The organism is Bradyrhizobium sp. RD5-C2, assembly GCF_019972155.1.
In the GTDB taxonomy this organism is placed as follows: domain Bacteria; phylum Pseudomonadota; class Alphaproteobacteria; order Rhizobiales; family Xanthobacteraceae; genus Bradyrhizobium.
In genome coordinates this window covers 79652-103742 of sequence record NZ_BOVL01000012.1, presented here as the reverse complement: position 1 = coordinate 103742, position 24091 = coordinate 79652, and the positions used below count along the sequence as shown (strand labels likewise).

Below are 24091 nucleotides of genomic sequence, written 5' to 3'. Positions count from 1 at the left end.
GGAGATATCGCCGCCGGCGGCTCGGCTATTTGCGCTCAACGAAGACCGCCTTGCAGTCGTCGCTGCTGATGTTCTCGGCGGTGTGAGATACCACGAGTGGCCCGGCAAACGCCGTGCCTGCCTTGCTGGGGGTGTCTCGCGTGGTGCCGTCGGCATTGTGCAGGCGAATGGTGCAGTCGGTCAGTGGATAGACCACGAACGGCACCGGGTGCGAATGCGGCTTGTCTGTCGTCCCCTTCTTCCATGTCGCGGCGATGACGCGGAAATTCTGATCCTCGAAGATGACCTTGTAGGTGTCCGGATCGCTTTGATAGCTCGGTGGAGAATCCGCAGCCGCCGTCGCAGAGACCGCCGCAAGCAATCCGACAATTGAAATGCCATATGCACGGAAATTCATATCTGAAAACTCCCTGTTCAATCGAGCTACGCGCTCGGCAATGAGCGCGGGTGACATCTACCACAGGACGTTTGTCGCCACGAGATTCGTTCTGCCGTGCGCATCGCGGCGTCGCGCTGTGTCCGATGCAGAGACGATCGGCGGTGCTCGCTCGCGCATCAGGTCAGGCGGGCTGCCCTTCATGGTCGTTCGATGACGGGGCGATTATTTCCGGCGTTGCGAAACGCAATTTCATTTGCCGGTCATTTGATGTAGATTGCGCGGCGAGCTGCCACCGGTCACGCCGAATTCCGGAGAATGCGCGGCAGAGCAAATGGCCATCGGCAGGCCTTACGGTCTCATTTTCAGTACGAAAAACCTTCTGCCTGGGTCACGCCCGGGCGACTGATTTTTTCATTCCCAGCCAAGTGGAGGGATTGCCATGCATTTCTGCCTCTCAGGGGAATACACACCGCGTTCCATCAACAACATCATGGAGAACCCGACAACCAATCGGTATGAGGCGGCCAAAAAGTTGATCGAGACGGCCGGCGGCAAGCTGATTTCGATGTACAGCACGGCGGCCGATGGCCCCGGCGTGATGGTGATCTTCGACGTGCCGGATCCGACCGTGGCGCCTGCCATCACCGGCGTGGTCGTGGCGTCGGGCGCCATCCAGAATGCGAAGCTGGTCCGGCTGTTCACGCAGGACGAGATCAAGGTGGTGCGTCAGCACGCGAGCAAGCTCAAGGCTGCTTATTCACCTCCAGGAAGCTAGCAGGCACGGACCACGAAACGCGGCACAGATCGATCTGATGACCGCTGTCACTCGCGCGCGGCGGCGCTTCACAGTGTCCCGCGCGGAGGCGAGGGCCGTTGCGCGCCGCAGATCCGGGGCGCGTTAACGGATGGGCAGTCGCTCAGGCGGATGTCGCGCGCGCATGCTGGCTCGCATAGCCCCGGCCGGTTGTGCCGTCGCATGACGTCCGCCGCCTCGTTCAGCGCGTCTTCGGCGCGGCGATTGCGGCACCGCGCCGCCTCCGCTCATGAGGGCGGAGAGTCCAGATACACGTAAAGCGCCGCGATCTTGCCGTCCCGCGCGATGATGAAATCCACGCCGGTATAGACCGGCGTTTCGCCTTTCGGTCCGGAGCCCCACGCCAGGCGTCCCGAATTGTGCAGCGCCTGCGGCGCGCCGTGCGGCGTATAAACAAAGTGCGGATGCGTCGCGCGGAGATCGCCGGCGAACTTGTCGAGCGCGTCGCGGCCGACAAGAATGCCTGGCGGCGCGTAGAGCACGCAGTCCGCGGTGTAGAGCTCTTCAATTGCGGCCCTGCGGCGTACCGGATCGCCTTCGCCGAAAACCTCCGGGAGGTTGCGGATGAGCAGCGTTTCGATCCGGCTCGCGTCTGCGCCCGCCGAGAGCGCGACGCTGGTCTTGCTGGCATGCTCGTTCATCTGAGACCTCCATGTGACTCCTGAGATCATGTGGTCGCAGCCGCCGTCCTGAAACGGCAATGATGGAAAGTCATCGTTTCACATTTTGATGCATCGACGTGACGGCCGTTCGTTCGAAAGCGTTGCGGCGCGGCGCATCGTCCGCGGGGTCTTCAGCCGCCTTCACGTGCGGTGTATGTACAAGCGTTGCCGGCCAACGATTTGCGCGGCGACGCTGAAGGGCGGGTTGGGTTCTCAAGGTGCATCACTCGGTTTCGATCTTGGGCGCGGCGTCGACGGCGCGCGCGAAATTGCCTGTCCGCGTTGTCCGGCTGGCCGGCGGTATTGCGATCGGCTGCGCGCTCATTGGCTTCACGCCGCCGCGGGTGATGGCGCAAGTGCCATTCTCTCCGTTTCAGCCGGCGCGACAGATGGAGGCTGCAAAGCCGATGGCGCGCGACGTCAGCCAGCGGCTCGACGGCACCGCGTTCTTTGTCGACGATCTCGGACATATGCTGACCGCGCGGCATGCGGTCGCGGACTGCGCCCGCATTGTCGTCAGCAAGGAGGGCCGGGCCGTCGCGGCGCGCGCGGTGGCGCTGGCTGCGAGCGACATTGCATTGATCAAGGTGCCGCGCACGCTCGGTCTCGCGGCGGTCTTCCCGCGCGCGAATACGTCGGTTGCCAACGACATGGTGTTTGCCGAGGCCTATGACCGGCTGAAGCCGATCCTCGCGCATGGCGGATCGCTCGGCAATGCGTTCGTCGATACCACGCTGCGCGATCCCGAGCACCTCGTGCTGCGCTCGAACGTCACCTTCGGCACCAGCGGCGCGCCGGTGCTGGATTCCCGCGGCCTTGTCGAAGGGGTGGTGAGCCGCAGGACCACGGTCGATCGCGTACTGGCGGTCGATGCCGTGCACGCCAAATCCTTCCTTGCCGCGCACGGCGTCCGCTTCCAGGAGGACGATCGGCCATAGCTGAGCGGCACCGCATCCCGCGCGCATCGCGCTGCCAGCATCTCGGCACGTGTCACATGCCTGCAACAATGAGCGATGCTCGCGCGTCGTCCTGTCAGCTGTCTGCGGTCAACCCTTGTCCAGAACCATGCTCATCTTGCGGGGCACGCTCGTGCTCTCGTTCGGCCTCTTGATCCTGTCCGCGGCGCCGGGCCACGCCCAGGACGCCAACTTTCGCAATCCGGAACAGGCGCCGCCGTCATGGGCGCAGTTTGCCAAGCTGGTCAAATACCGGTTCGAGGAATGGATCGCGGCCGACGAGACGGTCGCCAATCGCTTCCGCAACTGGGTCATCGAGCATTCCGGCAAGGAGAACGGGCCGCCGCCGACGCTCGTGGTGCGCGCCTGGCTCAGCCCGGACGGCACCTTAGAACACGTCGCGTTTCCGGCGCTCAATGATGCCGGCGCGACCGAGGACCTGCGGACCATCCTGAAGCGCGGCAATGTCGGCGAAGCGCCGCCGCCGGAAATGTTGCAGCCGCTGAATCTGCGCTTCTCGCTCAACCTGCGCAAACCCTGAGCGAGTTCGATCGCGCTTCCGCACTCCTGGGGTCATTCCGGGGCGAGCGAAGCGAGAGCCTGGAATCCATTGATCCACGAGTTATGCGGCATAATGGATTCCGGGCTCGCGCCAACAGGCGCGCCCCGGGATGACGTGGGAGAGAGGGGCTGCGCCTCAAGTGCTGATTTACTCGACGGCACAGCCCCGGTGCGTTCCCAATGTACCTGTCATCGCCCGGCTCGACCGGGCGATCCAGTACGCCGCGGCCTCTCGGTTCAAGCAGTGCCGTCTCTGGAATACTGGATCACCCGCTTTCGCGGGTGATGACACCGCGTAGTTGTTGACACTTGAATCAGAACAATCCCGTCATCCCCGCACAACCAAAAATGCTGCTTGTTGCGCGATGCTGGAACCACGAGTCGCGGTTACAATGGCCGCCGCGGAGTACGTGTCCCGGCTTTCGCCGGGACGACGCATGGGGTGAACACCATGGCCAAACAACAGTCTGAATGTTCGCGACGGGCGTTCATCGCCGTCGCTATCTCCGGACTTCCCGCGGCACTGCTGCTGCGACCCGCCGCAGCCTCCGACAAAATGACAAAACCGCAAGCCGAATACCAGGACACGCCGAACGGCATCTACTCCTGCGGACTGTGCACGCTGTTCGTTGCGCCCGACGGCTGCAAGGTGGTGGAGGGCGCCATCCGCAAGGACGGCTGGTGCAAGGCCTTTGCCGCCGTCGATTGATCTCACAACTCCCGCGCATTCGAGAACGCGAACGACGAGACCCGCCGCGTGGTCTCGTCTAGGATCAGGCTGCGCGTGATCGGCGGTTCGGCGCGCTGGCTGCAATTCTCGCGCTCGCAGAGCCGGCAGTTGACGCCGATCGGCGTACCCTCGACCTTCTCCAGATCCATGCCGGTCGCGTAGACGAGCTTGGCCGCGTGACGGATCTCGCAGCCGAGCCCGATCGCAAAGCGCGGCTGCGGCTGCGGATAGGGCGCCACCGGCCGCCGCACCGTCTGCGCGATCGAGAAGTAGCGCGTGCCGTCCGGCAGCTCGATCACCTGGCTCAGCAGGCGGTCGGGCATGTCGAAGGTCGAATGCACATTCCAGAGCGGGCAGGTGCCGCCGAATTTGGAGAACGGGAAGGTGCCCGAGGAAAATCGCTTCGACACGTTGCCGGCATTGTCGACCCGCAACAGGAAGAACGGCACGCCGCGCGCGTTCGGCCGCTGCAGCGTGGTGAGGCGGTGGCAGCCCTGCTCGAAGCCGGCGTTGAAGCGCTGTGCCAGCACGTGCACGTCGTAGCTCAGGGCCTCGGCCGCGGAGTGAAATGCCTGATAGGGCATCATCGCGGCTGCCGCGAAATAATTGGCGAGCGTGATGCGGTAGAGCCGGCGCGCGGTGTCGTCGAGCGGGCCGGCGCGACTGACGATCGCATCGATCGCGGCGCCGCATTCGACATAGCCGATCTGCAGCGCGAGCTGGAAGCTGCGGCCGGCACTGTCGACGAGTTCGGAGATCAGGATCTGCCGGCGATGCCGATCGAAGCGGCGCAGCGTCTCGCGCATCACGTCGACCGGCATGACGCGGGTGACGATCGAATGCTTTTCCCGCAGCCGCGTCGCGAGTGCCGTGAACAGGCCCTCGGTCGGCACGTTGAGCTCGTCGCGCAGATTCTCCGCCGCGGTCTCCAGCTCCGGAAAATAGTTGCGGTTGGCCTCGATCAGGTCGCGCACCCGCTCGATCGGGTTGGCGTCGAACTGCGAGCCTTCGCGATCGGCCATCTGCGCCGCCACCAGCGTCTCGCCGCGGCGCGCCTCGGTATAGGCGGCGTAGAGCCGCTGCAACGCATGCGTCACGCCGGGGCAGAGCTCGGCGAGATCGCGCAGCTCCTGCTTCGGCAGGTCGATCTGGCGGAACAGGGGATCGGAGAAGATCTCGTTGAGTTCCGCGAAGAAGCGGTCCTCGTCGGCCGTGGCGAGGTCGCGCAGATCGAGGTCGTAGGTCTCGGCCAGCCGCAGCAGGATCTGCGCCGTCACCGGGCGCTGGTTGCGTTCGATCAGGTTGATGTAGGAGGGCGAGATGCCGAGCCCCTCGGCGATCTGGGTCTGCGACAGCCCCAATTGCTGGCGGATCCGCCGGAACCGCGGACCAACGAACAGCTTCTTTCCCGACTCGCCAGGCATGACAGTCTTACTGACCTGTTTTTGTGACAATATTTACAAATTGACATTTATTACAAGTTCAGATGTTACATGACATCACCAAAAAAAAACAAGGCATCTGTACGAAGTTCACCTTTTCGCGTTTATCTCCTGACACGCACTTCGCGATGCTCTGTCAAGAATGTCGGTGCGGCGAGCAGGTCGCGGGGATCAGAATTCAGGCCGCTGAGCAGAGGCAGCCGGATTTTTTGGAGGAGACTGACGATGAGCAAGAGCAGCAATTTCTGGGTGATCGGCGGCGAGTTCGGCTCGATGAATTTCCACAAGCTCGTCGAAGGCTCCGCCCAGGTCCGCGGTCCGTTCAAGACCCGCAAGGAAGCCGAAGAGTGCTGGAAGGAAGTCTCGGAAGAGAGCCGCCACAAGGCCGGCGTGCGCTTCTCGATCGTCGAGGAGCCGTCGCGGGTTTCGGCCTGACACCAAGTTACCTGAGCTAAGAAACGTCCAAGGACGGCGGCCCCATCCGGTTCATCCGGGTGGGGTCGACCGCTTTTGGGACAGCGCCGGGATCTTTCATCTGGGGATAAGTGGCCGCCTAAGTGCTTGGGAACCAACGTGCTTTGCGGACGTCATGGTTGCTGATAGGTTAATGGGTAAGGCAACCCGTCACCACGAGGCCGTAAGGCATGTCCGATCCGCACAACACCGGCAGCGAGGCGCGCGAGATGCGGCCGACGCTGCGAGAGGCGCTGCGGCGGGCGCGGATCGAGGCGGCCGATCGCACCGGCGTCGTGGTCGAATTGCGCGATGCCGAGGTGGCGCGGCTCGAGATCCTCAACGACGCGCTCGATCCGCTGTTCGCGCAGGTGCCGGAGGAGGTCGATTTGTTCGACCGCGGCATCAGCCAGGGCGAGACGCCGCGGCTGTGGATCGACGTGGTCGCGCATGTGCTGATGGGGCGCGACAAGCGCATCTACCGCTTCGTGCAGGACACAAGGTTCGGCCGCATCGTGCTCGCCGAATCGCACGACGTGGCTGTGATCGTCGATGCGGTCACCGACTATGTCGCGCGGCGCATGATCGAGCGCGAGCATGCGATGGTGGCAACGCCGCTTCCGGTTGCCGAGCCGCCGGCACCGCCGCCCGTACCGGTGGTGGCGCCGAAGCGCCGCGGCGGGGTCGGCACGTTCGTGCTCGGCTTCATCCTGGGCGCGCTGGCGCTGTTCGGCTTCGCGCTGCTTGCGAGCTTGCAAAATTTCTAAGGCATGATCCGGAAAAGTGCGAAGCGGTTTTCCGAAAAAGACCATGCTCAAATATGGGCAGGGGCGGGGGCATCGTGGTCATAACACCCGCCTCGGCATTTTTCGGCGTCCTGGCGGCGGCCGCGGTGGTCGGCAGCGCCGTGCTGTTCGGCAAATGGCAGACGCTGCGGCGCGCCGAATATATCCGCACCTTCAAGTGGCCGGCCGGCCTCTTGGCCCGGCTCGAGAAGCATCACCCCGGCTTCGCCCGCAAGGACAGCGCGCTGGTATCGCGCGGCCTGCGGCAGTTCTTCCTCGCCTATCTGATGAGCGGCAAGCGCTACGTCTCGATGCCGTCGCAAGCGGCCGACGACCTCTGGCACGAATTCATTCTCTACACCCGCGAGTACGACGCGTTCTGCCGCCGCGCCTTCGGCAGCTTCCTGCATCACACGCCCGCGGTCGTCCTCGTGAAGGAGCGGCGTCGGAGCAATGAGGGGCTGCGGCGGGTGTGGTGGTATTGCTGCAAGTACGAGAACATCGATCCGGTCAGGCCGACGCGGCTGCCGCTGTTGTTCGCGCTCGACGCCAAGCTGAACATTGCGGGCGGCTTCATCTATCACACCGACTGCGAAGCGCTGCGCCGCAGCGGCATCGACGGCAGCAGTCCCTATTGCGGCGGCGATTTCTCCGACTCGTCGATCGACGGATCGTCGGCGGGGTTTGGCGATGCCGGCAATGACGGAAGCCATGGCGGCGATGGTGGTGACGGCGGTGGCCACGGCGGCGGTGATGGAGGCGGTGGCGACGGTGGGGGTGGCGGCGACAGCGGAGGCGGCTGCGGCGGTGGGTGTGGTGGCGGCGGGGGCGGTGATTAGAGCGTTTTCGAGCGAAGTGGACACCGGTTCGCGTGAAGAAAACGCGTCGATACAAAATGCTCTAGGATAGCCGCACTTGCCTGAGCTCGCGAATGCCGTCGTGAGCGCCGATGCCGCGCACGGTCTGCTCGCAGCGCCAGCCATTGCCGTCACGCTCGATCGAGAACAAATTGTAGGCCGCCGCCGGATAGTGCTTGCGCGCCAGTGCCGATGCCGACGGCACGCCGATCGCCGGGATCTTCCGCTCAGGGCCGTCGAACCACATCGTCGAATGGATGTGGTCATGGCCATGCAGCACCAGCTCGACGCCATGTCGCTTGAGCAGCGCCAGCAGCTGATGCGAATCGGTCAGCCGCTTGGCGCGCCCGTCGGAATGCAGCGGGTGATGCACCAGCAAGACGCGGAAAGCATCCTCCCGCGACAGCCGCGCGAGGATCGTATCCAGCGCGCCGAGCTGGGCATGGCCGAGCCAGCCGGTCGCCATTAGCGGCGGTGTCGGCACCGCCGAGGAGACGCCGATCAGCGCCACCGGCCCGCGGCGGCGCACGAACGGAAAATGCGTCGCTGCGCCATCGGCGTCGCCGCGCAGATAGTCGCCGAAGTGACTGACGAAGCGATGCCGGGTCGCGCGCACATAAGCGTCGTGATTGCCGGGGACCACGGTGACGTCGGCAGCGCCGCCGACACCCTCGAGCCATTGCCGCGCCGGATTGAACTCGGCATCCAGCGCCAGATTGACGAGGTCGCCGGTCACGGCGACATGGTCCGGCTGCTGTGCCTGCATGTCCGACACCAGCGTGTCGAGCACGTCGCGCCGATGATATTTCTGACGGTTGCGCGTCCAGTTCAAATAGCCGAAGGCGCGCTTGCCGGCGAGATCGCGCAGCCGCGCGGCCGGCAGCGGCGGCAGATGCGGGTCCGACAGATGCGCGAGACGGAACACCGCCATCACGCGATTCCCTTCGGATTGTCGGTGAAAAGTGGCCGGCCACCGGTCATGTCGTGCTATCCCGAACGTCCTGCCCTGTATTGGCAAGAGCTGCGCGGCCGCGCAAGGATCAAAGCATGGGTCAAACACCATGGTGTCGAGGGTTCAGTGACGGTCCTTGAGGATTTACGCAAACGCTGCGAGCCGCAGCTCAGGTGGGTGTTTCATTTCTACTGGCGGCTGGCCCGCGGCATGACGCTCGGGGTCCGCGCCGTGGTGCTCGACGCCGACAACAAGGTGTTCCTGGTCAAGCACAGCTATGTCCATGGCTGGTATCTGCCCGGCGGCGGGGTCGAGGTCGGTGAAAGTTTTATCGAAGCGCTGCGGCGCGAGCTCGAAGAGGAAGGGCGGATCGAGCTCGACGGCACGCCGGTGCTGCACGGCATTTTCCACAACAGCCACGTCTCGCCGCGCGATCATGTCGCGGTCTATGTCGTCAGGAACTACCGGCAGGACCGACTGCCGGAGCCGAATCGCGAGATCGTGGCCTGCGGCTTCTTCGATCCGGCTGACCTGCCTGACGACACCACCCCCGGTACGCGGCTGCGGGTCGCGGAGGTGCTCGAGGGCAAGCCACCGCCGGCCACATGGCGGTGATGGACCGCGCCCGCGCCAGATGCTATCCCGCGCCCCACAATGACTGAACTGTCCCTGACCATCCTGCCCGAGACCCCGAAAGACGCCCAGGCGATCGAGCGCCTGACCGAGCGCACCTTCGGGCCCGGCCGCTTCGCGCTCAGCGCCTACCGGTTGCGCGAGCATGTCGATCATCTGCTCGACGTCTCCTTCACGGCGCGGATCGGCACGCTGCTGGTCGGTTCGGTGCGCCAACTGCCGGTTTGCATCGGCGATACGCAGGCCCTGATGCTCGGGCCGTTGACGGTCGAGCCGCCGTTCCGCAGCCGCGGCGTCGGCCGCGCGCTGCTCGAGCGCGCGATCAACGACGCTCGCGCCAAGGGCCATCGGCTGATCGTGCTGGTCGGTGACGCGCCGTACTATTCGCGGGTCGGCTTCAAGCCGGTCCCAAAGGGACGGATGACGATGCCCGGCCCGGTCGATTACAGTCGCCTGCTTGTCATGGAACTGGTCGACGGCGCTGCCGAGGGTGTATCCGGGCCGATCCAGCCGGACTGGAGCAAGGCGATCTGACGTTTCCGCGAGTGTTGCCGGAACGGTTGCGCGCTCTCGGAAACTGAAGCACAGTTGAGGCAAGCGCCGGGACAAGACCGGCGCATGTCATATCAACAGGGAGAGTGCGCGCCATGATCAAGGTCAGTGTGATGTATCCGAACAAGCCCGGCGCGCGGTTTGATCACGAATATTATCGCGACAAGCACATGCCGCTGGTGAAGGCGCGGCTCGGCGACGCCTGCAAATATTACACCGTCGACAAGGGTCTCGCCGGCGGCGCTCCGGGAACGCCCGCCACCTATGTCGGGATGTGCCACATCTTCTCTGACTCGGTTGAGGCCTTCGGGGCCGCCATGGGCAAGCACGCCCCGGAGATCATGGGCGACATTCCGAATTACACCGATCTGCAGCCGGTGATTCAGATCAGCGAAGTCGTGGTCGGCCACTGAACGGCGCGGGCGTCAAGGCACATCCCTCTGCCGCTGATGGCAGAGGGATTCGCTCGCCTCAGAACTTCAGATTGGCGAAGGCGCGCACGCCGAGGCCCGGCATCAGCACCTCGTCCTTGGTGTAGGACACCGAGTTGCGGATGTTCTGGTTGAGCAGGTTGTTGCCGGCCAGACCAAGCGTCATCTCGCGCGCACCGATCCACGATTGATTGAGCTTGGTGTTGTAAGTGATCTCCGCGTTCAGCAGATTGTAGCCCGCAGTCGGGGTCTCGCCGATCACAGCGATGTCGTTCTGCGCGAACGCGTGCACCAGGTTGATGCGGGTGAACCAGTTGGTGTCGCGCCAGTAGACGCCGCCGCCGAGCCGCACCGGCGGAATCCGTGGCACGTTGCTGCCGTCGGTGAAGGTGGCGCGCACCACGTCGAACTGGTTCTCGATGCCCCAGATGCCGCCGTTGAGCGGGCCGATGTCGAGCTGGCTCTGGAATTCGGCGCCGCGGAAGGTTGCATCGCGCTGCGAATAGACCGCCTGGCGGTCCTCGTTGCCGGGATCGCCGTTGCCGCAGGAGTCGAAATCGCTGCCGCACATCACTCCGGTCAGACGGCGATAGATGAAATTGCTGAAGCGGGTGTAGTAGGCAGTGGCTTCGAAGCGGAACGGGCCGGTCGCCTTGCGCAGGCCGACCTCGACCGATTTCGCGGTCTCGATGGTCAGGTTCGGATTGCCGATGTCGAAGGTCGCGGTGGCATCATGCGCGCCGCGCGAGAACAGCTCGGCGGGCTTCGGCGCCCGCTCGACATATTGCGCCGTGATGCTGCCGACGAGGTCGCCGGGCAGGTTCTGGATCAGCCCGACGTTGCCGCTGACCGGCGTGTAGGACGGATTGCGTGAAACCGAGCTTTGCGGCACGCCGTCCGGCAGGAAGTCCGCCGGGAAATCCGGCGTCGATCCGTGCAGCTCGACATGCTCGATGCGGCCGGCGAGCTGCGCCTTGGTCGAATCCGTGAACTTGAACTCATTGAACACATAACCCGCGATGCGGTTGTTGTTGTTCGGGCTCCACAGTCCGTTGAACAGCGTGCCCGGGTTGTCCGGGCTCGGCGCAGTCAGCTCCTGGTGTCCGCCCTGCAGGCCGAACGCCGTGGTCACCGTGGCGAAGCGCGCGTTGAACGGCATCATCTGCACCTCGACACGGGCCTCCTGCTCCTTGCTGGTGAAGGTCTGCCGCACGCCGTCGCTGAACAGGTCGGCCGGATCGGCGAGGCCGAGCTCGTTGTGCCGATAGTCGGTCGCGCCGACCCAGAACCGCACGGCGTCGATCGCAGCCGCATCGGGCCGGTACTCGCCCTTGACCGCGATCTTGGTCTGATGCGCGTCGATCCGGGTCCGGTGATCGGAGCCGTCGATGCCGGGGATGTGGTAGAGCGAGTCGTTCTGGGTGATCGACGCGCCGATAAAGCCGCCCTGGAAGAAGTAGGACGCGCCGACCGATGCGCCATCCGACTGGGTCGCGGAGTTCGGCTGGCGGCCGTTCACCGGCCGGGTCTGGTCGAACAGATACGGATAGCTCGGGATGCTGTAGTCGCTGCTGGTGCGGCCATAGACGTCGGCATGCACCGCGACATTGTTGCCGCCGGCGTCCAGCAGCATGCCGCCCTCGACGCCGCGATTGACCGAGCTGACGGACGTGCGGGTCTCGACATTGAGGCAACCGGGCGCGCCTGTGTCGGCCAGCGGCGCTTTCACCGGTAATCCGTAGCTCTGGAACGGCGCCGCCGCGCAGGCCGGCATCGCGTCGGGAATGCGGTTGTTGGTGGCACTCACCACGCCGCCGATCGAGGTCGAGCCGTAGCGCAGCGCGGCAGGTCCCCGCACCACCTCGATCTGGTTGGTCGAGAACGGATCGATCGGCACGAAATGATCCTCGCCGAGATCCGAGACACCGCCGCCGCCGAGGCCATTCTCGACAATGCCGACGCGGTTGACGTCGAGGCCGCGGATGATCGGCCGGCTCGATGCGCCGGGCGCGAAGCTCGAACCGGTGATGCCAGGCTTGGAGAACAGGAGATCGCCCAGCGTGGCGCCGCCGGCGCGCCGCAGTTCCTCATTGGGCACCACGGTGACCGTTGCGAACTGGTCGGTGACGACAGGCAGCACGCCCTGCTGCGGTGCCGGCGCCGGTGCCGCGAGCGCCGGTTGCACCGCTGCGGCGCGTTCGCGATTGGGGCTGGGCGCGGCCCGGACGGCGTGAACCAGCGTGCGTGTTGGCACAGTCCGATGCCGCTGGATCGGGCTTGGCGCCGTCACCGTGATGTCAGGGAGTTGCGTCGGCGTGTCATCGGCCAGCGCGCCGCTATGCATTGCGCCGAGCAGCAGCCAGCTCGCGCCTCCGATGTGGAGCGCTCGTTTCTTCTGAAGTGTCATTGTCCCGATCCAGGTGCCGTCGAAATGACGGATCGATCCCGATTTGCCCTGCTGGAGCAGGCCGCTACTGTGACGCGGCCGTCCGCTCAGGGCGTGCAGCAATCAGTCGATGTCAGGACAGAGGAGGTGCGCGGGAGTGGAAGGCCGCAGGCGCCGATTTCAGGTGGATGAATTCGGCATTGGTGGTGCGGAACAGAAGCTCGATGGCTTCCGGCAACAGCAGCAGCGGCGGCGCTGTGAACAGCATGCTGCTCGCGAGCGAGATCACGGTGCAGATCGCGCAATGATCCGCCGGATGCCGGTCGTTGTCCGGCCTGGTGGGCGGCTCGGTCCCGGTCACCTGGACTGCGAGGTCCGGCGTCGCCGAGGTCCCGATATAGGCGAGATCGAGCAGCGACAGGCTGGTCTGGACCGCGGGCGCCGCTTGCGCGGCTGCGATCGGGTGGAAGTGCCCGAATGACAGCACGAACTGGACAGCGAGCGCGAACAGCGCAAGCCGCGAGCCAGTCTTGATGCGTCTTCGGAACCACTTCATGCCGATTGAGCCCCACCCATCGGGACGGCGCTCATTCCCCAACCGTCCGATGTTACATTATAACATCGGAGGGTGGCCACGATGTCAACGGTGGTTCAGACACACTGTGTCGATCCGTTGCTGGTGTGTGATTGAAGCAACGGGCCGATTGGACATTGAGCGCTACTGGTCTCAGCGTCCCTCACGCAGCCAGGTTGCCGCGAATGCGCCGAGCAACAGCAGCAGGCCGACCAGGCCGGCGAACATCGGCAGCACACCGACGCCCTTGACCACGCTGGCGTCGCGCATCTTGACGCCGAGCCAGCCGTCGCCGCGGAAGATCGTCGACGCGCGCACCGGCACGACGCGCGGCATGTCGAGGCTCGAGCCGTCGACGATGCGCCTTGCGTCGCCGCCGGTCGCCTGCGCCAGCGGCTTCAGCATGTCGGTGGTCGAGGTGACTTCCGAGAATTCCTTCGGGTTGGTCGGGCCGACATTGATCAGCGCCTTCAGCGTGCCGTCGGTGGCCTGCCACAGGCCGAGCTCGCTCGCGGGCAGGGTAGCGCGCCACTCGCCGGGATCGCCGGCGATCAAGGTCAGTTCATGGATGGCGCCGCTTGGCGACGTCACGGTGACCGGCGCGACGGTGTCGGCCATGGTCTGCCGCACCACCGCGAGGTCCTTGCCCTGCACCTGCATGCGCAGCGCCTCTTCGTCGAGGTCGGGCTGCTTCATCAGCCAGTGCGACACCCGCCGCAACAGATCGAGATGCGGTCCGCCGCCTTCATAGCCGCGCGCCCACAGCCAGATCTGGTCGGAGAGCAGCAGCGCGACGCGGCCTTCGCCGAACCGCGACAGCAGCAGTAGCGGCTTGCCGTCGGCGCCGGTCATCACCGGCGGGTTGATCGCGTTGCGGGTGTCGACGGTGCGGAAGAACCGGCTCCAATGCGGCGGCTCGGCATTCGAGCCTTCAAGTCCGCGCGTCACCGGGTGGCGTTTCCCGGCATCGCTCAAATGCGCGTAGAACGGCTTCTCGGTGACGCCGACCGGCTCGGCCGGCAGCACCGAATCCAGCGGCGTGCGCCAGATGCTGGTGGTCGAGGCGTAATCAGGCCCGGCCGAGACCAGCACGGCGCCGCCGGAGCGGACATAGCGCGCGATGTTGTCGAAATAGGCGATCGGCAGCACGCCCTGGCGGGCGTAGCGGTCAAAGATGATCAGCTGGAATTCGTTGATCTTCTGCTGGAACAGCTCGCGGGTCGGAAACGCGATCAGCGACAGCTCGTTGATCGGCGTGCCGTCCTGCTTCTCCGGCGGACGCAGGATGGTGAAGTGCACGAGATCGACGCTGGGGTCGGACTTCAACAGATTGCGCCAGGTGCGCTCGCCGGCATGCGGCTCGCCGGACACCAGCAGCACGCGCAGCTTGTCGCGCACGCCGTCGATCGCGACCACGGCGCGGTTGTTGACCGGCGTCAGCTCGTTCTCGAGCGGTGAGGCCTCGATCTCGACGATGTTGGGACCGGCATGCTTGATGTCGATGTCGACGCTCGAGGTCTGGCCTGAGGTCAGCGTGCGCTCGTTGATCACCTCGCCGTCGCGGCGGATCGTGACCTTGGCGCGCTCGCCGGTGACGCCCTGGTCGTCGAGCCGGTAGGTGATGGTCTGGGTCTGGCCGACGATGCCGAAGCGCGGCGCCGCGGTGATCGCGATGCGGCGGTCGCGCTCGTCCTTGCGGCCGGTGATCAGGGCGTGCAGCGGCGCCTGGAAGCCGAGCGCCTGGGCGTTAGCGGGAATATCGTGCACGCGGCCGTCGGTGATCATGAACGCGCCGGCGACGCGCTCGACCGGAACATCCGACAATGCCGACGTCAGCGCGCCGAACAGCTTGGTGCCGTCGGTTTCGCCGTCGGCCTGGCCGGCCTCGACGACGCGGACCTCGAGGCCTTTGATCTGCTTCAGGCTGTCGACCAGCGCTTGCCGTGCCTTGTCGGTCTCCTGGGTGCGCGTGCCGAAATTCTGGCTCGGGCTCTTGTCGATCACGACGGCGGCGACCGAGGTCAACGGCTCGCGGTCCTCGCGGGTGAAGGAGGGATTGGCCAGCGCAAGCAGGATCAGCGCCAGTGCGGCGACACGCACCGCGGCGCCGCGCGCGCGCGACAGCAGCAGCAACACCGCGATGACGACGATCGCGCCGAGCGCGATCCACAGCACGATCGAGGGAACCAGCGGTGTGAACGCGATACCGTAGTTCATGGCGCTACTCCGTCATTCCGGGGCGATGCGGAAGCATCGAACCCGGAATCTCGAGATTCCGGGTCTGGTCCTTCGGACCATCCCGGAATGACGGGTAGGCAGTTGAACTCATGACTCGCATCTCTATTGTCCCAGCCGCTCGATCAAGGCAGGCGCGTGCACCTGGTCGGCCTTGTAGTTGCCGGTGAGCGTGTACATCACGATGTTGACGCCGGCGCGGAACGCGAATTCGCGCTGGCGCGGCTCGCCAGGTGTCAGCGGCAGCATCGGCTGCCCGTCGGGGCGGATCGCCCAGGCGCCGGCGAGATCGTTCGACGTGATGATGATCGGCGAGACGCCGTCGCCGCCGCGTGCCGGGCGCTGCGCGGCCTCCTCGTCATCCTCACGCGGCAGCGCCTCGACCCAGGTCTGGCCGGTGTTGAAGCGGCCGGGGAAGTCGCGCAGCAGATAGAACGTCTTGGTCAGCACGTGCTCGCGCGGCACCGGCTCGAGCTCGGGCACGTCGAGGGTCGACAGCAATTCGCGCAGCGTCTGCATGCCCGGCGTCTGCGATGCGCCATTGTCGCCCGGTGGCGCCTCGACGGCGTCGCGGGTATCGAAGATCACGGTGCCGCCCTGCTTCATGTAGGCGTCGATCTTGTTGATGGCGTCCTGCGCAGGCTTCGGCGCGCCCGGCACGATCGGCCAGTAGATCAACGGGAAGAATGCGAGCTCGTCGCGCGCGGGATCGATGCCGATGGGATCGCCGGCCTCCAGCGCGGTGCGCTGGCCGAGGAACAGCGTCAGGCCGGACATCCCGGCCTTGACGATGGAATCGACGTCGGCGTTGCCGGTCACGACATAGGCGAGCCGCGTCTGCGACACCGCCTTGATGGCGAAGTCGTCGCTGCTGGCGTTCTGCGCGCGCGTCGACGAAGGCACCATCATGGTCGCAAGGATGAAGGCCAGAACGAGCACAGCCGGCGCGGCGCGGCGCCGGATCAGCGCGGCAAGGCCGCCGCCGAGCATCGCCACCACGATCGCGTCGAGCAGGAACAGCGCAAGCGCCGTCGACAGCATGATGCCGCGCAGGTCACGCGGCTCGGTGTTGGTGTAGGTCGCATGCTTCGCGCGCAGGCCGGAGATGTCGAGCGGCGCGATGCGGTCGGCGGAGGCCAGCGTGTTGACCGCGATCGGGCTCTCGGCGGTGCCGTAGAAGCCGGGCGGATGGTCCGCGGTGCCGCGGTCGCGATAGTCCGCCGACATCGGCTTGGCGGTCGACGGCGGCGGGCCAAACGCGCCGAAGCCGTCGAGCGTGCGCAGCGGCGCTACCGTCTCGGCATTGGGATCGCTGGCGACGCCGGGGCCGGGCTTCGAGGTGTAGCCGGACATGTCGATCAGCCGGCGCAGCATCTCGACGAAGGTGCCGGACATCGGCAGGTCCGACCAGCGCATGTCGGCGCCGACATGGAACAGGCTGACCACGCCCTTGCCGCGATGCTCGCCGGTGACGAGCGGCGTGCCGTCCTCGAGCGAGGCCCAGCTCTTGGTCGCGAGCACGGCGTCGGGCTCGGCGAGCACCTGGCGGCTGACCGTGATGTCCTTCGGCACGGTGAGGCCCGTGAACGGGCCGTCGGCGGCGAACGAGGCCATGTGTTGCGGCTTCTCCCAGGTCAGGCTGCCGCCGAGCGTGCGTCCGCCGCGGCGCAGCTTGACAGGAACGAGGTCGTCATCGGCTTGCGCGAGGCGGGGACCTGCGAAGCGCACCAGCACGCCGCCTTGCTCGATCCAGGCGTTGAGCCGGTCACGGATTTCCGGCGACAGCGTGCCGACATCGGCCATCACGATCATCGGCAGCCGCTGATCGAGGAATTGCCCGATCACCTGCTGCGGCGCGCCGCGATCGCCGAGCCTGACGTCGGCGAACGGCGACAGCGCGCGGGAGAGATAGAAGGTCGATGCCAGCAGCGGCTGGGCGGTGTCGTTGCTCGCACCCGAGACCACGCCGATGGCGCGGCGGCGCCAGCGGCGGTCGAGCAGCTGCACGGCGCCGGCCGAATGCTCGCCGGAGATTTCGAGCCGCGCGATGTCGTTGCGCAATTCGACCGGAAGATCGAAGGCGGCTTCGGTCTCGCGCTCCTGCGGGCCGAATGCGTAACGGGCCTCGCCGATCGGCGAGCCCTTGGCGTCGACCGCGCGCACCGTTCCCGCCGCGATGCCGCTTTCGGTGCGCAGCACCTTCACGGTCATCTTGGCGGCGGCGTTCTCGGCAGCGACCAGTGCCTGCGCGGATTGCGCGCCGCCGGCATAGATCGTCAGATTGCGGCTCGCGATCACCTTGCCGAGACCTTCGGTGAATTCACTGCCGCGGCCGGTGTCGACGCCGTCGGACAGCCAGGCGATGTCGCAGTCGCCGGTCGATTTGAGGAAACGTTCCAGCGTTGCCAGGGTTTCAACGCGATCGATCGAGTACGGCTTCGGCGCAAGCTGGCGCAGCGCGACGCGCGCGGCGCCAGCCGGCATCAGCGTGATGTCGCGCGTCGGCTCGGACAGCGGCACCAGCGCGACGCCGCGGCGGTCGCTGTCGGCATTGGTGACCAACTCGTCCGCGGCCTTGATCCGCGCATCCCAACTTGAGGCCGCGCTCCAGCCGTCGTCGAGCAGGATCACCAGCGGCTGCTTGCCGGCCGCAACGCCGGTCTGCGGATTCCAGATCGGTCCGGCGGCGGCGAAGATCACCAGCGCGGCGGCGGCGAGCCGCAGCAGCGTCAGCCACCACGGCGTGCGCGACGGCGTCTCCTCCTTGGGCGCGATGTCGAACAACAGCCGCGTCGGCGGGAATTCGATCCGGCGCGGCCGCGGCGGCATCACGCGCAACAGCCACCACAGCACCGGCAGGCTGACCAACCCCAGCAGCAACAATGGTTCGGCGAAGGAGAGCGGGAGGCCTGCGATCATGCGCTGCGTCCCGCCTTGACGGTTGACCGGCCGCCGCCCTTGCTCACCATCATGCCGGCATGCAGGAACAGCAGCAGTTCGGCCGCGGAGCGGCTGGTGGTATGGGTCGAGAACAGCCAGTCGAGCCGGTTGGTCTCGGCACGGATCTGGTCGCGATGCAGTGCGACGCGCGCGACATAGTCGCTCGCCCAGCTTTCGGCGCGGCCCGCGGTGATGACGCTACCGGCCTCAGGCTCGACGAATTCGACGCGGCCTGAATAAGGAAAGCTCTCCTCGGCGGGATCGACGACCTGGATCATCGTGCCGTGCGCGCCCGACGAGGCGAGCCCGGCCAGCATGGTCGTGATCTCCGCGATCGGCGACCAGAAATCCGACAGCACGACGACTTCGGCCAGCGACGACGGCACGAAGGACGGCGGCAGGCTCGCGCGCGTCGTCTCGTCGTGCAACATCGCCTCCGCCATCTTGTCGATCACGTTGAGGCTTGCGGTCGGGTTCAGCAGGCCGGGAATGCCGACGCGTTCTCCGCCCGCAACGAGCAGCTCGGCAAGCGCGAAGGCGACGATCAGTCCGCGCTCCAGCTTGCTGTCGCGTGCCTCGCGCGAGGCAAAGGCCATCGAGGGCGAGCGGTCGGGCCAGATCCACACGGTGTGCGCGGCCTCCCACTCCTGTTCGCGGACATAGAGATGGTCGTCGCGCGCCGAGCGGCGCCAGTCGACGCGCTGCGACGGCTCGCCGGAGACGAAGCGGCGGTATTGCCAGAAATTCTCGCCGGAGCCGGCGCGCCGGCGGCCGTGCAGGCCATGGATGACGTTGGCGGCGACACGGCGGGCCTCAAGCACAAGACGCGGCAGCGATGCGGCGAGCGTTCGGCTTTCGCCATCGGCACGTCGAACCGCCAGGATCTCCTCGTTCTGGTGCCTGTTGTCTGCCGCCATCAACCGATCCGCGTCTTCAGCTGCTTGATCACGTCAGGAATGGTGCGGCCCTCGGCGCGCGCCGAGAAGGTCAGCGCCATGCGATGCTTGAGCACGGGCTCGGCAAGATCGAGCACGTCGTCGATCGACGGCGCGAGCCTGCCGTCAAGCAGGGCGCGGGCGCGCACCGCCAGCATCAGGGCCTGGCTGGCGCGGGGACCGGGTCCCCAGGCGATCAGCTTGCCGGCTTCGCCGCCTTCGGGGCCGGGACGCGCGGCGCGCACCAGCGTCAGGATCGCTTCGACCACGGAATCGCCGACCGGCAGGCGCCGCACCAGGCGTTGCGCAGTGATCAGCGTCTCGGCGTCCATCGACGCCTTGGCAAGCGTCTCGTCGGCACCGGTAGTTTCGAACAGGATGCGGCGCTCGGCGTCGCGATCGGGATAGTCGACGTCGATTTCCATCAGGAAGCGGTCGAGTTGCGCCTCGGGCAGCGGATAGGTGCCTTCCTGCTCGAGCGGGTTCTGCGTCGCGAGCACGTGGAACGGCTTCGGCAAATCGTGCCGCGCGCCGGCAATGGTGATGTGCTGCTCCTGCATGGCTTGCAAGAGCGCCGACTGGGTGCGCGGGCTGGCGCGGTTGATCTCGTCGGCCATCAGGAGCTGCGCGAACACCGGACCTGAGATGAAGCGGAACGAACGCTTGCCTGCGGAGCTTTCGTCGAGCACTTCGGCGCCGAGAATGTCCGACGGCATCAGGTCGGGCGTGAACTGGATGCGCTTGGCGTCGAGCCCGAGCGTAATGCCGAGCGTCTCGACTAATTTCGTCTTCGCAAGGCCGGGGACGCCGATCAGCAGCGCGTGGCCGCCGGACAGGATCGTCACCAGGGTGTTTTCGATCACCTGGTCCTGGCCGAAGATGACGGTGGCGACCGCTTCCTTGGCAGCCTTGATCTGGCCCGCGACCTGTTCGGCCGAGCGGACGATCACATCTTCCAGTTTCTCGACGCTGTCTGCACCGGCCATTCGATCCGCTCCTTCTTGACGATGCGCTCGATTCTCGCGTCGTCACCACATGGGCTGCATGCTAAACCTATGCGAAGGCCATGTATTCGTTGAATTAAACTATCCCCACCTTATCGGTATTTCAGGGTATGAACGGCATCACGATGTGGCGAGAATGACATCCCGACCACATCTCAGGATACGTGCACCAAATGTGCCAGATTGAGGGTTGGAAACTTCAGGGCAAACAATGGCGAAGCAAGGGCAGAGCGATTCCGGCAGTGAAACTACGGGGCTCGGAGCGAAGGCGCTCGGAGGCAAGGGCCTCGAAGGGCTGACCACCGCCGCCAATCAAGCCGCGACATCGGGTCCGGCCGGACGCAAGGGCCTGCCGCCGGTTCATCTATGGAATCCGCCGTTCTGCGGCGATCTCGACATGCGAATCGCGCCCGACGGCACCTGGTTCTACATGGGAACGCCGATCGGACGCCCCGCGCTGGTGCGGCTGTTCTCCACGATCCTGAAGCGCGAGGACGGCAAGCACTTTCTCGTGACACCGGTGGAGAAGGTCGGCATCCGCGTCGATGACGCGCCGTTCCTTGCCGTGGAAATGCAGACGGAAGCAGACGCGCGCGGCCGTTTGCTCCGGTTCCGCACCAATGTCGACGATTGGGTCGATTGCGAGAAGGGCCACGGGCTCAGATTCGAGGCCGCCGAAGACGGCGGATTGACGCCCTATCTGCACGTTCGCGCCGACTTGTGGGCCAAGGTCACCCGCGCGCTCTACTACGATCTGGTTGACATGGGCGAGGAGCGGATGGTCGATGGTCAGGAGATGTTCGGCATCGAGTCCGGCGGCGAGTTTTTCGCGATGGCCGATGCCAGCCAGGTGAGGGGCGCACTTTGAACGAGCCGTTGCTGAAGGTGAAGCCGGTGACGATCAGCTCGACGGAATTCTTCGCGCGAGCCCGCACGCGGCTCGATTTCGAAGTGCCGCCGGGCCTGGTCGATCCGCATATCATTCCGCGCACCGGTGATTCCGGCAACGATCGCATGCTTGAGATCGTGGCCCAGGAGCAGCCGGTGCGGCCGGCCGCGGTGCTGATCCCGGTGGTCGATCATCCTGAGCCGACCGTGCTGTTGACGCAGCGGTCGCCCAATCTGTCGAGCCATGCCGGCCAGATCTCGTTTCCCGGAGGCAAGATCGACGCCACCGACGCCTCGCCGCTCGACGCGGCGCTGCGCGAAGCCTGTGAAGAAGTCGGGCTGAAGCGGGAATTCATCGACCCTGTCGGCTATCTCGACCTCTATGGCACCGCGTTCGGCTTCCGCATCCTGCCGACGGTCGCCAAGGTGAAGCCGGGATTCACCTTGGAGATCAACGAGGCCGAGGTCGTCGATGCGTTCGAGGTGCCGCTCGCTTTCCTGATGAACCCCGAGAACCATCAGATCCACACCAAGGAATTCCGCGGCATGGACCGGTCCTACTACGCGATGCCGTTCGCCGAGCGCTACATCTGGGGCGCGACCGCCGGCATCCTGCGGGTGCTGTATGAGCGGATCTATCTGTCATGATCCGCACGGTGTTGACCGAGATCGGCATCTTTCTGATCCCTTTCGCGGTCTATGCCATCTTCCTCTTCGCGACGCGGTCCGGCGTGACGCTGCCGGCATCATGGCCGCTCGACATGATCGCGAAGCTGACGCTGGCGGCGCTGGTGCTGGTCATCGTGAGCTTCGTGCTGCTCGCCGAATTGACCGGCGCGCCGCCGAACTCGACCTACGTTCCCGCCCATATCGAGAACGGCAGGTTGGTGCCGGGAGCTGAGAAATGAGCGAGGTGCGCCTGTTGTCCGACGCGCCGTGGCTCGCTTCGGGGCCCGCGGCGCGCGTGCTCGGCCTGCTCAATGCCGACGGCGAGGAAGCGCGGGTGATCGGCGGTGCCGTGCGCAACGCGCTGATGCGGATTCCGCTCGCCGACATCGACATCGCCACCACGGCATTGCCGGAGGAGGTGATCCGCCGCGCCAAGCGGGCAACCATCAAGAGCGTGCCGACCGGCATCGAGCACGGCACGGTGACCCTGGTGGTCGATGGCCAGCCCTTCGAGGTGACGACGCTGCGCGAGGACACTGAGACCTATGGCCGCAAGGCCAAGGTGGCATTCGGGCGCGACTGGGTGCGCGATGCCGAGCGGCGCGACTTCACCATCAACGGCCTGTCGGTCGACGCCTCCGGCGTCGTGCATGATCACGTCGGCGGTCTCGCCGACATCGAGGCGCGGCGCGTGCGCTTCATCGGCGATCCCGCGCAGCGGATTGCCGAGGATTATCTGCGCATCCTGCGCTTCTTCCGTTTCCACGCCGCCTATGGCGCAGGCGAGGTCGATCGCGCCGGCTATCTCGCCTGCATCAGCGGGCGCGCCGGACTTGCCGGCCTCTCGGCCGAGCGCATCCGCATGGAGATGCTCAAGCTCGTGGTCGCGAACGGTGCCGCAAGCGCGGTGGTCGCGATGGGCGATGGCGGATTGCTGCTGCCGCTATTCGGCGGCGTCGCCCATACCGGGCCGTTCGCGGCGATGATCGAGATCGAGCAGTTGATGGCGCTCAAGCCGAGCGCGACGCGCCGGCTCGCCGCGCTGACGGTCGCCGTGACCGAGGACGCGCGGCGGATCGCAAGCCGGCTGCGGCTCTCCAATGCCGAGGCCAAGGCGCTCGATTCGATGGGCCATCGCTGGTGGCGCTTGCCCGGCATGGACGAGGCGCGTGCCAAGCGCAGGCTCTACCGGCTCGACGAAGAGCCCTATCGCGACCGGCTGCTGCTCGCCTGGGCGCGAACCGGCGCGAACCGCGACGTCGAGCAGTGGCGCGCGCTCGCCACGTTGCCGCAGCGCTGGCACGCCCCTCACTTTCCGTTGAGGGCGTCGGATTTCATCGCGCGCGGGATTGCCGAGGGACCGGCGCTGGGGCATGTACTGACCTTGGCCGAGGACGCTTGGCTAGCCGCGGATTTCCCGCTGGATCCGCAGGTGTTGTCTGGCATCGCCGACCAGACCGTTTCCCGTTTCACCCGCGATCATCGGCTTTGAATTTCCTCTCCGGCTTCGCAGACATCTCGCTCGTGCAAATTCTGCTGGTCGCAGCCGTTGCCCTGTTTGCTTCCGTGATCGGAGGCCTCGCCGGCTACGGCACCGGCGCCTTGATGCCGCTGGTGCTGGTGCCGATGGTCGGCGCCGAGCCGGTCGTGCCGATCATTGCGATCTCGTCGATCTTCACCAACACCAGCCGCTTCGTCGCCTTTGTCAGATTTGCCGACCGCCGCAAGGCGATCATCGTGATCGCCGCAGCACTGCTCTCCACAGCGCTCGGCGCCTACGGTTACACGCGGCTGACCAGCGCCGGCGCCTCGCTGGTGATCGGGAGCATGCTGATCCTCAGCGTCCCGCTGAGGCGGCTGCTGCGCAAGCACAGCGTCAGGATCGGTGAGCGGGGCCTTGCAGCCGGTGCAGTCGGCTATGGCGTCGTGGTCGGCGGCACTGCGGGCTCCGGCGTCATCCTGCTGTCGCTGTTGATGGCGGCGGGCCTTGAGGGCGCCGCTGTGATTGCAACCGATGCGGTGATCTCGCTCACAAGCGCCGCGGTCAAGATTTCGGTGTTCGGTTTGACCGGTGTCATCACCGCGCAGGTGCTGGCGCTTGCGCTTCTGATCGGCCTGGTCGCTATTCCCGGCGCGTTCCTGGCCAAGGCCTTTGTCGAGCGGATGCCGGTGCATATCCACACCGCGATCCTCGATGCCGCCGTGATCACCGGCGGCCTGGTGATGATCTCGAGCGCGCTGCGCGCGTTGTGA

At 65.9% G+C, this 24091-nt stretch carries 25 protein-coding genes; 15 read left to right on the top strand and 10 right to left on the bottom strand.

From position 1 onward, the window contains the following. Window positions 1–25: 25 nt before the first annotated feature. Window positions 26–397 (bottom strand): cupin domain-containing protein, encoded by a 372-nt coding sequence (locus BraRD5C2_RS14770; protein WP_223969451.1) that lies wholly within the window; start codon window positions 395–397, stop codon window positions 26–28. A gap of 421 nt (window positions 398–818) precedes the next feature. On the opposite strand from BraRD5C2_RS14770, the gene BraRD5C2_RS14765 reads away from it, so the two are divergent. Continuing rightward, entirely contained in the window at window positions 819–1154 is a 336-nt protein-coding gene (locus BraRD5C2_RS14765; RefSeq protein WP_223969450.1) for a GYD domain-containing protein, read from the top strand. A gap of 266 nt (window positions 1155–1420) precedes the next feature. On the opposite strand, the gene BraRD5C2_RS14760 is transcribed toward BraRD5C2_RS14765, so the two are convergent. Next, complete coding sequence (locus BraRD5C2_RS14760; RefSeq protein ID WP_223969449.1) at window positions 1421–1834, bottom strand: nuclear transport factor 2 family protein; 414 nt, start codon at window positions 1832–1834, stop codon at window positions 1421–1423. Window positions 1835–2124: 290 nt separating this feature from the next. Here BraRD5C2_RS14760 and BraRD5C2_RS14755 point away from each other — a divergent pair, with 290 nt between their 5' ends. The 3 genes from BraRD5C2_RS14755 to BraRD5C2_RS14745 all read left to right on the top strand — a co-directional run bounded on the left by BraRD5C2_RS14755 (window position 2125) and on the right by BraRD5C2_RS14745 (window position 4081). Further along, window positions 2125–2793, top strand: a complete 669-nt coding sequence (locus tag BraRD5C2_RS14755; RefSeq protein WP_223969448.1) for a S1 family peptidase — start codon at window positions 2125–2127, stop codon at window positions 2791–2793. Between the two features lie 127 nt (window positions 2794–2920). Continuing rightward, window positions 2921–3352: a hypothetical protein gene (locus BraRD5C2_RS14750; RefSeq protein WP_223969447.1), complete on the top strand. Its 432-nt coding sequence runs from the start codon at window positions 2921–2923 to the stop codon at window positions 3350–3352. A 471-nt stretch (window positions 3353–3823) separates the two neighbouring features. Beyond that, on the top strand, window positions 3824–4081 hold the full coding sequence (locus BraRD5C2_RS14745) for an iron oxidase (RefSeq protein WP_223969446.1): 258 nt from the start codon (window positions 3824–3826) through the stop codon (window positions 4079–4081). Window positions 4082–4083: 2 nt separating this feature from the next. On the opposite strand, the gene BraRD5C2_RS14740 is transcribed toward BraRD5C2_RS14745, so the two are convergent. Then, entirely contained in the window at window positions 4084–5526 is a 1443-nt protein-coding gene (locus BraRD5C2_RS14740) for a helix-turn-helix domain-containing protein (RefSeq protein ID WP_223969445.1), read from the bottom strand. Between the two features lie 243 nt (window positions 5527–5769). Here BraRD5C2_RS14740 and BraRD5C2_RS14735 point away from each other — a divergent pair, with 243 nt between their 5' ends. The 3 genes from BraRD5C2_RS14735 (at window position 5770) to BraRD5C2_RS14725 (ending at window position 7621) form a co-directional block, all read left to right on the top strand. Next, complete coding sequence (locus BraRD5C2_RS14735) at window positions 5770–5979, top strand: DUF4170 domain-containing protein (protein WP_223969444.1); 210 nt, start codon at window positions 5770–5772, stop codon at window positions 5977–5979. Window positions 5980–6188: 209 nt separating this feature from the next. Continuing rightward, on the top strand, window positions 6189–6764 hold the full coding sequence (locus BraRD5C2_RS14730; protein ID WP_223969443.1) for a hypothetical protein: 576 nt from the start codon (window positions 6189–6191) through the stop codon (window positions 6762–6764). Window positions 6765–6838: 74 nt separating this feature from the next. Continuing rightward, window positions 6839–7621 (top strand): glycine-rich domain-containing protein, encoded by a 783-nt coding sequence (locus BraRD5C2_RS14725; RefSeq protein ID WP_223969442.1) that lies wholly within the window; start codon window positions 6839–6841, stop codon window positions 7619–7621. Between the two features lie 61 nt (window positions 7622–7682). Here BraRD5C2_RS14725 and BraRD5C2_RS14720 read toward each other — a convergent pair whose 3' ends face one another. Then, window positions 7683–8570, bottom strand: coding sequence for a metallophosphoesterase family protein (locus BraRD5C2_RS14720; protein WP_223969441.1), 888 nt, complete (start codon window positions 8568–8570; stop codon window positions 7683–7685). 147 nt (window positions 8571–8717) lie between these two features. Between BraRD5C2_RS14720 and BraRD5C2_RS14715 the strand changes: the two genes are divergently transcribed. From BraRD5C2_RS14715 to BraRD5C2_RS14705, 3 genes are all read left to right on the top strand, one after another. Next, on the top strand, window positions 8718–9206 hold the full coding sequence (locus BraRD5C2_RS14715) for an NUDIX domain-containing protein (RefSeq protein ID WP_223969440.1): 489 nt from the start codon (window positions 8718–8720) through the stop codon (window positions 9204–9206). A gap of 39 nt (window positions 9207–9245) precedes the next feature. After that, window positions 9246–9758 (top strand): GNAT family N-acetyltransferase, encoded by a 513-nt coding sequence (locus tag BraRD5C2_RS14710; protein WP_223969439.1) that lies wholly within the window; start codon window positions 9246–9248, stop codon window positions 9756–9758. A 113-nt stretch (window positions 9759–9871) separates the two neighbouring features. Beyond that, window positions 9872–10189 (top strand): EthD family reductase, encoded by a 318-nt coding sequence (locus BraRD5C2_RS14705; protein ID WP_223969438.1) that lies wholly within the window; start codon window positions 9872–9874, stop codon window positions 10187–10189. A 58-nt stretch (window positions 10190–10247) separates the two neighbouring features. Here the strand turns inward: BraRD5C2_RS14705 and BraRD5C2_RS14700 are convergent, their stop codons facing one another. From BraRD5C2_RS14700 to BraRD5C2_RS14675, 6 genes are all read right to left on the bottom strand, one after another. Continuing rightward, window positions 10248–12614 carry a TonB-dependent receptor gene (locus tag BraRD5C2_RS14700; protein ID WP_223969437.1) on the bottom strand — a complete coding sequence of 789 codons (2367 nt, stop codon included), beginning with the start codon at window positions 12612–12614 and terminating at the stop codon, window positions 10248–10250. Window positions 12615–12726: 112 nt separating this feature from the next. Further along, window positions 12727–13149: a DUF2946 family protein gene (locus BraRD5C2_RS14695; RefSeq protein ID WP_223969436.1), complete on the bottom strand. Its 423-nt coding sequence runs from the start codon at window positions 13147–13149 to the stop codon at window positions 12727–12729. Window positions 13150–13320: 171 nt separating this feature from the next. After that, the gene (locus BraRD5C2_RS14690) at window positions 13321–15384 is read right to left on the bottom strand and encodes a hypothetical protein (protein WP_223969435.1); all 2064 of its coding nucleotides are present in this window, start codon (window positions 15382–15384) and stop codon (window positions 13321–13323) included. 123 nt (window positions 15385–15507) lie between these two features. Next, window positions 15508–18318 (bottom strand): DUF4159 domain-containing protein, encoded by a 2811-nt coding sequence (locus BraRD5C2_RS14685; protein ID WP_223969802.1) that lies wholly within the window; start codon window positions 18316–18318, stop codon window positions 15508–15510. Next, on the bottom strand, window positions 18318–19259 hold the full coding sequence (locus BraRD5C2_RS14680; RefSeq protein WP_212315584.1) for a DUF58 domain-containing protein: 942 nt from the start codon (window positions 19257–19259) through the stop codon (window positions 18318–18320). Before BraRD5C2_RS14680 ends, BraRD5C2_RS14685 begins: the two co-directional genes overlap by 1 nt. After that, the gene (locus BraRD5C2_RS14675) at window positions 19259–20263 is read right to left on the bottom strand and encodes an AAA family ATPase (protein ID WP_223969434.1); all 1005 of its coding nucleotides are present in this window, start codon (window positions 20261–20263) and stop codon (window positions 19259–19261) included. The genes BraRD5C2_RS14680 and BraRD5C2_RS14675 overlap by 1 nt, the downstream gene beginning before the upstream one ends. 229 nt (window positions 20264–20492) lie before the next feature. Between BraRD5C2_RS14675 and BraRD5C2_RS14670 the strand changes: the two genes are divergently transcribed. From BraRD5C2_RS14670 to BraRD5C2_RS14650, 5 genes are read left to right on the top strand one after another with little or no spacing between them, the layout of a single operon-like run. Further along, entirely contained in the window at window positions 20493–21149 is a 657-nt protein-coding gene (locus BraRD5C2_RS14670) for a DUF1285 domain-containing protein (protein ID WP_223969433.1), read from the top strand. Window positions 21150–21181: 32 nt separating this feature from the next. After that, the gene (locus tag BraRD5C2_RS14665; RefSeq protein WP_374708003.1) at window positions 21182–21817 is read left to right on the top strand and encodes a CoA pyrophosphatase; all 636 of its coding nucleotides are present in this window, start codon (window positions 21182–21184) and stop codon (window positions 21815–21817) included. Beyond that, window positions 21814–22077, top strand: a complete 264-nt coding sequence (locus tag BraRD5C2_RS14660) for a DUF6111 family protein (RefSeq protein WP_223969429.1) — start codon at window positions 21814–21816, stop codon at window positions 22075–22077. The genes BraRD5C2_RS14665 and BraRD5C2_RS14660 overlap by 4 nt, the downstream gene beginning before the upstream one ends. Then, a complete protein-coding gene (locus BraRD5C2_RS14655) occupies window positions 22074–23330 on the top strand; it encodes a CCA tRNA nucleotidyltransferase (protein WP_223969427.1) in 1257 nt (418 codons plus the stop codon). Before BraRD5C2_RS14660 ends, BraRD5C2_RS14655 begins: the two co-directional genes overlap by 4 nt. Then, window positions 23327–24091: a sulfite exporter TauE/SafE family protein gene (locus BraRD5C2_RS14650; RefSeq protein WP_223969426.1), complete on the top strand. Its 765-nt coding sequence runs from the start codon at window positions 23327–23329 to the stop codon at window positions 24089–24091. The genes BraRD5C2_RS14655 and BraRD5C2_RS14650 overlap by 4 nt, the downstream gene beginning before the upstream one ends.

What these genes read in the sequence shown, in the direction of transcription:
- BraRD5C2_RS14655 (WP_223969427.1), top strand. Translation starts at nt 22,074, where the DNA reads ATGAGCGAGGTGCGCCTGTTGTCCGACGCGCCGTGGCTCGCTTCGGGG.
- BraRD5C2_RS14670 (WP_223969433.1), top strand. Translation starts at nt 20,493, where the DNA reads ATGGCGAAGCAAGGGCAGAGCGATTCCGGCAGTGAAACTACGGGGCTC.
- BraRD5C2_RS14675 (WP_223969434.1), bottom strand. Translation starts at nt 20,263, where the DNA reads ATGGCCGGTGCAGACAGCGTCGAGAAACTGGAAGATGTGATCGTCCGC.
- BraRD5C2_RS14760 (WP_223969449.1), bottom strand. Translation starts at nt 1,834, where the DNA reads ATGAACGAGCATGCCAGCAAGACCAGCGTCGCGCTCTCGGCGGGCGCA.
- BraRD5C2_RS14720 (WP_223969441.1), bottom strand. Translation starts at nt 8,570, where the DNA reads ATGGCGGTGTTCCGTCTCGCGCATCTGTCGGACCCGCATCTGCCGCCG.
- BraRD5C2_RS14705 (WP_223969438.1), top strand. Translation starts at nt 9,872, where the DNA reads ATGATCAAGGTCAGTGTGATGTATCCGAACAAGCCCGGCGCGCGGTTT.
- BraRD5C2_RS14660 (WP_223969429.1), top strand. Translation starts at nt 21,814, where the DNA reads ATGATCCGCACGGTGTTGACCGAGATCGGCATCTTTCTGATCCCTTTC.
- BraRD5C2_RS14745 (WP_223969446.1), top strand. Translation starts at nt 3,824, where the DNA reads ATGGCCAAACAACAGTCTGAATGTTCGCGACGGGCGTTCATCGCCGTC.
- BraRD5C2_RS14750 (WP_223969447.1), top strand. Translation starts at nt 2,921, where the DNA reads ATGCTCATCTTGCGGGGCACGCTCGTGCTCTCGTTCGGCCTCTTGATC.
- BraRD5C2_RS14735 (WP_223969444.1), top strand. Translation starts at nt 5,770, where the DNA reads ATGAGCAAGAGCAGCAATTTCTGGGTGATCGGCGGCGAGTTCGGCTCG.
- BraRD5C2_RS14710 (WP_223969439.1), top strand. Translation starts at nt 9,246, where the DNA reads ATGACTGAACTGTCCCTGACCATCCTGCCCGAGACCCCGAAAGACGCC.
- BraRD5C2_RS14740 (WP_223969445.1), bottom strand. Translation starts at nt 5,526, where the DNA reads ATGCCTGGCGAGTCGGGAAAGAAGCTGTTCGTTGGTCCGCGGTTCCGG.
- BraRD5C2_RS14680 (WP_212315584.1), bottom strand. Translation starts at nt 19,259, where the DNA reads ATGGCGGCAGACAACAGGCACCAGAACGAGGAGATCCTGGCGGTTCGA.
- BraRD5C2_RS14730 (WP_223969443.1), top strand. Translation starts at nt 6,189, where the DNA reads ATGTCCGATCCGCACAACACCGGCAGCGAGGCGCGCGAGATGCGGCCG.
- BraRD5C2_RS14690 (WP_223969435.1), bottom strand. Translation starts at nt 15,384, where the DNA reads ATGAACTACGGTATCGCGTTCACACCGCTGGTTCCCTCGATCGTGCTG.
- BraRD5C2_RS14770 (WP_223969451.1), bottom strand. Translation starts at nt 397, where the DNA reads ATGAATTTCCGTGCATATGGCATTTCAATTGTCGGATTGCTTGCGGCG.
- BraRD5C2_RS14700 (WP_223969437.1), bottom strand. Translation starts at nt 12,614, where the DNA reads ATGACACTTCAGAAGAAACGAGCGCTCCACATCGGAGGCGCGAGCTGG.
- BraRD5C2_RS14695 (WP_223969436.1), bottom strand. Translation starts at nt 13,149, where the DNA reads ATGAAGTGGTTCCGAAGACGCATCAAGACTGGCTCGCGGCTTGCGCTG.
- BraRD5C2_RS14765 (WP_223969450.1), top strand. Translation starts at nt 819, where the DNA reads ATGCATTTCTGCCTCTCAGGGGAATACACACCGCGTTCCATCAACAAC.